This is a genomic window from Methanoregula sp. (assembly GCF_049686655.1).
Lineage (GTDB): Archaea > Halobacteriota > Methanomicrobia > Methanomicrobiales > Methanospirillaceae > Methanoregula.
The window spans coordinates 1-3,278 of the sequence record NZ_JBAVIG010000033.1 but is presented as its reverse complement, the minus strand read 5'-3'; the positions used below and the strand labels follow the sequence as shown (position 1 = coordinate 3,278).

Annotated in this window: 4 protein-coding genes and 1 pseudogene; 3 read left to right on the top strand and 2 right to left on the bottom strand. The window is 51.0% G+C overall.

Annotated features, from left to right (window positions below; all coding sequences use genetic code 11):
- Both WBL42_RS04190 and WBL42_RS04185 read right to left on the bottom strand, forming a co-directional pair.
- A partial coding sequence (locus WBL42_RS04190) for an ATP-binding cassette domain-containing protein (protein ID WP_424720011.1) occupies positions 1 to 239 on the bottom strand: 239 nt, incomplete at its 3' end.
- 8 nt (positions 240 to 247) lie between these two features.
- Positions 248 to 685, bottom strand: coding sequence for a MarR family winged helix-turn-helix transcriptional regulator (locus WBL42_RS04185; protein WP_424720010.1), 438 nt, complete (start codon positions 683 to 685; stop codon positions 248 to 250).
- Positions 686 to 912: 227 nt separating this feature from the next.
- On the opposite strand from WBL42_RS04185, the gene WBL42_RS04180 reads away from it, so the two are divergent.
- The 3 genes and pseudogenes from WBL42_RS04180 to WBL42_RS04170 all read left to right on the top strand — a co-directional run.
- Entirely contained in the window at positions 913 to 1,974 is a 1,062-nt protein-coding gene (locus tag WBL42_RS04180; RefSeq protein WP_424720009.1) for a hypothetical protein, read from the top strand.
- Between the two features lie 13 nt (positions 1,975 to 1,987).
- A complete protein-coding gene (locus WBL42_RS04175; RefSeq protein ID WP_424720008.1) occupies positions 1,988 to 2,470 on the top strand; it encodes a YkgJ family cysteine cluster protein in 483 nt (160 codons plus the stop codon).
- A gap of 27 nt (positions 2,471 to 2,497) precedes the next feature.
- Positions 2,498 to 3,278: pseudogene (locus WBL42_RS04170) on the top strand (hypothetical protein); the annotation flags it as partial.

Genomic DNA, 3,278 nt, shown 5'->3' with positions numbered 1-3,278 from the left:
ATCAGGGTGCTCTTCCCGGCCCCGTTCGGCCCGAGAAGACCGAAGATCTCCCCCCGGGTTACCGTGAACGAGACATCGTTGACTGCCGTTACTGTCTTTGTCTTGCTCAGGAAGGTTTTTGTGATGTGGTCTATGCGAATAATGTCATCCGGATGCAGGCCGGGATAGCCCTGTTCTTCTGCTATTGCAGAATCCGGGGTTCCGTATTCCGGCTGCCCTTTCGGTATTTGAGTTTCCATACCTCACCTTAACTGATTTTTGAGAGAATACTCCGGATTTTTTCCAAGGACTGGCAGAGTTCTTCAAGATCTTTCTTATCCAGATCCCCAAGAATATTTTTAACATCGCTTTTATATAACGCTCCCGCCTGTTTGAGGTGTTTGCTCCCGGATGGTGTGATGTTGATATTTATCACCCGACGATCCCGGGTATCAGGGATCCGTTCGACATGACCTTCCCTGATGAGCTGGTCGACGAGCGTTGTCATATAGGGTTTGGATATGTAAAGGCGCTTTCCGAGTTCTGACATCGGCAGCGTTCCCTCTCTCATCAGGACACCGAGCAGGCGATACTGGGCTGCCTGCATTCCAGTAATGCCATGTTCGGCCCTGAATATTTTTTTGTGATAAAAAGGCAGGAGTGCCAGAAGGTTGTCTGCAATCCTGTTTCTGAGATCACCGCTCACAGTTGCAGGATTTGGTTTCAAGGATTAATAGTTTAACGATCTAACTATTCTTAACCCGAACTATTCCGATTCTGCAACAGATGGCCCCGCTCCTCCCGGCAGGGGCAGTAATTGTCGAGATCACCTCGTACCGACGGGGATCCTGCCTTACAAGGATTTATTATCTCCATAGTTGTTCATTATTGCAGATATAAAGGTGAATACACTCCGCAGGAGGGGATAACACCATGATTACGCTCCGTTTTTACCGGATATATGATATCGGAAGGGAGATCGATCTTGACTGGCTTGAGAAAGCCCTCGCCCAGAACTATTTTACGGCAAGGGCCAGTTTTGTGCGGGTCAAACCAAAATCCATCATGCTCGAAGACCCCCCGCTCACGATCCAGATGCACCCGATGCGGGTCGAGCGGGACGGCAGGCCGTTTGAATTTACCGTGGTCGCCCGGGTATATGATATCGGGGTGATCAGTTTCTGTTTTATTTACGAGAATCCGGATGCAGAAATCGCGGAACTGGAAGAGATCGCGTTCCTTTTTGCAGGCCAGGAAGGTCTATCAGAGTTTTATGTGCAGTACCTCAAGACGCTTGGCGAGATCATCAGGCCGCACATCAAGGGATTTGCCATCAACCCGGATTTCTACGAGGATTATACGATTTATGTTACGGACCGGCGGGATGACTCCATCGACCCGGTTGCGCTCCTGATAGGGGAAAAAACCAATATCTCTCCGCAGATGCGTGAAGAGATAATCAAGAACACCCTCAGTTACACGACTGATGATCTTGCGATTCTCTCATGGGACTCAGCACTCCTCTGCAATCCTGACAGCCCGACTGATATCATTGATCTGATCGAATTTGCTAATGTACAGGTACTCGAACTCCGGTATTATGACCGGGAGCTGACCCGGGAGATGGAGAAGATGTATGACGATATCGAGCATGCCGACCGGCTTTCGGCTTTCCGCAGGGGCCGCCAGTACCACGCAATCATGGTAAAACTCATGGAGACTTCGGCAGAGATCTCCGAGATCATCGAGAAGGTCGACAACCTGATCAAAGTAACGGAAGACGTCTACTATGCCAGGGTATATGCAACGGCACTGAAAGTACTGAGGAGCAGCCAGTGGAGCGAGAGTGTCAGTCGGAAGATTGAAGTCATCCAGGAAAATTACTCGATGCTGTCAGACGAAGTGCGTATCCAGCACTCAAACTTCCTTGAATGGGTGATTATCATCCTTATCGCCCTTGAATTCGTGCTTGCAATCTGGCAGAGTATACGTTAAGGGGCGGTCTCGTTTGGCGTTCGAATGTTTCCAGTGCGGCGATTGCTGCAGTCACCTGGGCTATGTTCACGCCATCAGGGAAACGTACGGGGATTACCGTTTTTTGATTTACAATAATTATACCGGTGAAGAGACGCCGGTGACGGTGGATCCTGACAAGCACGAACTTTTCGATGACAAGAGTATCTTTGAAAAACTACCGCACACCTGCCCGTTCTTCCGGCACCGGCCCGGAAGTGTTCTGGCGTACTGTACGGTTCACCTCACCCGCCCGGAGATCTGCCGGGACTATGGGTGCTGGCGCCTTCTCATCCTCAATCATACCGGGAGGAGGGCGGGCCGTGTCAAGTATATCCGAACCCTCTGCTCGGATGATCCCCCTCTTACCCGTATCTGGGACAGCTGCACCGAAATCCACAGCGAGCCTGACGATCAGAAATGGGAGGATGCCATGATCCGGATCCTCATGCGTGCCGGTTATACCGTCAGGAGGTAACCTTTCTGAAAAGATAAACGGGAGATCGTGCAATCTCTCCATGCCTCGCTTCACTTTCGCCTCATGCACCCGGCCTATTATATTGCCGGCTGCTGTTATTCTCGTAACGAAATGATCGGCAAAGGTGCGTATCTCCGGCAACTCACGGCATCGACAACGCAGATGAAATCAGTCACCGTGGGAAAAGAACTCGAAGGAAGTACTCCACCGTCTGTTTTTATCGGCAGCTGGAATTACCCGGATGTCTTTGCAGGCCCCATGGTTGTGCAGGAGCACGGCGATACCCGGATCATGGATATGCCGGAATCATGGATCTCCGGTAAAAAAACGCAGGAAGAAATTATCGGGTACCGCCTTAATCTTATCCGCGGAAAGCACCGGGTCCATGCCGGCGATCTCGATAACCGTTTCGTTGAAAAACTGCAGGAGATCTCCCTTTCGGGATCATCCATCGAGAGCGAAGTCTCCTTTACAAGCACTCCCCAGGGCCAGTCGTTTTCGGAAGAACATACCCCGTTTGGGCCCAGTGCCCCGATAGAAAATTTCTCGATCGAAACCGGCCGGTGGGACCATAACCTGGAAAAAGTGTTTTATGATACCGATCTGAAGGCTGCCGATGCAGTCAGGGCCCTTCATAAGACCGGGGTCCCTTTCTCGAGCATCCAGAAGGCATTCTCCGTGGGGACCATGGGGCGGGATTCTATGAGGCATCTTGTCCCAACAAGGTGGTCAATCACCGCTTGTGACACCATCATAGGAGACCGGCTTCTTACCGAGGTAAAAAAATGCCCTGTTATCGACACCTGGC

Coding starts and splice junctions, on each gene's coding strand:
- WBL42_RS04180 (WP_424720009.1), top strand. CDS start 913: ATGATTACGCTCCGTTTTTACCGGATATATGATATCGGAAGGGAGATC.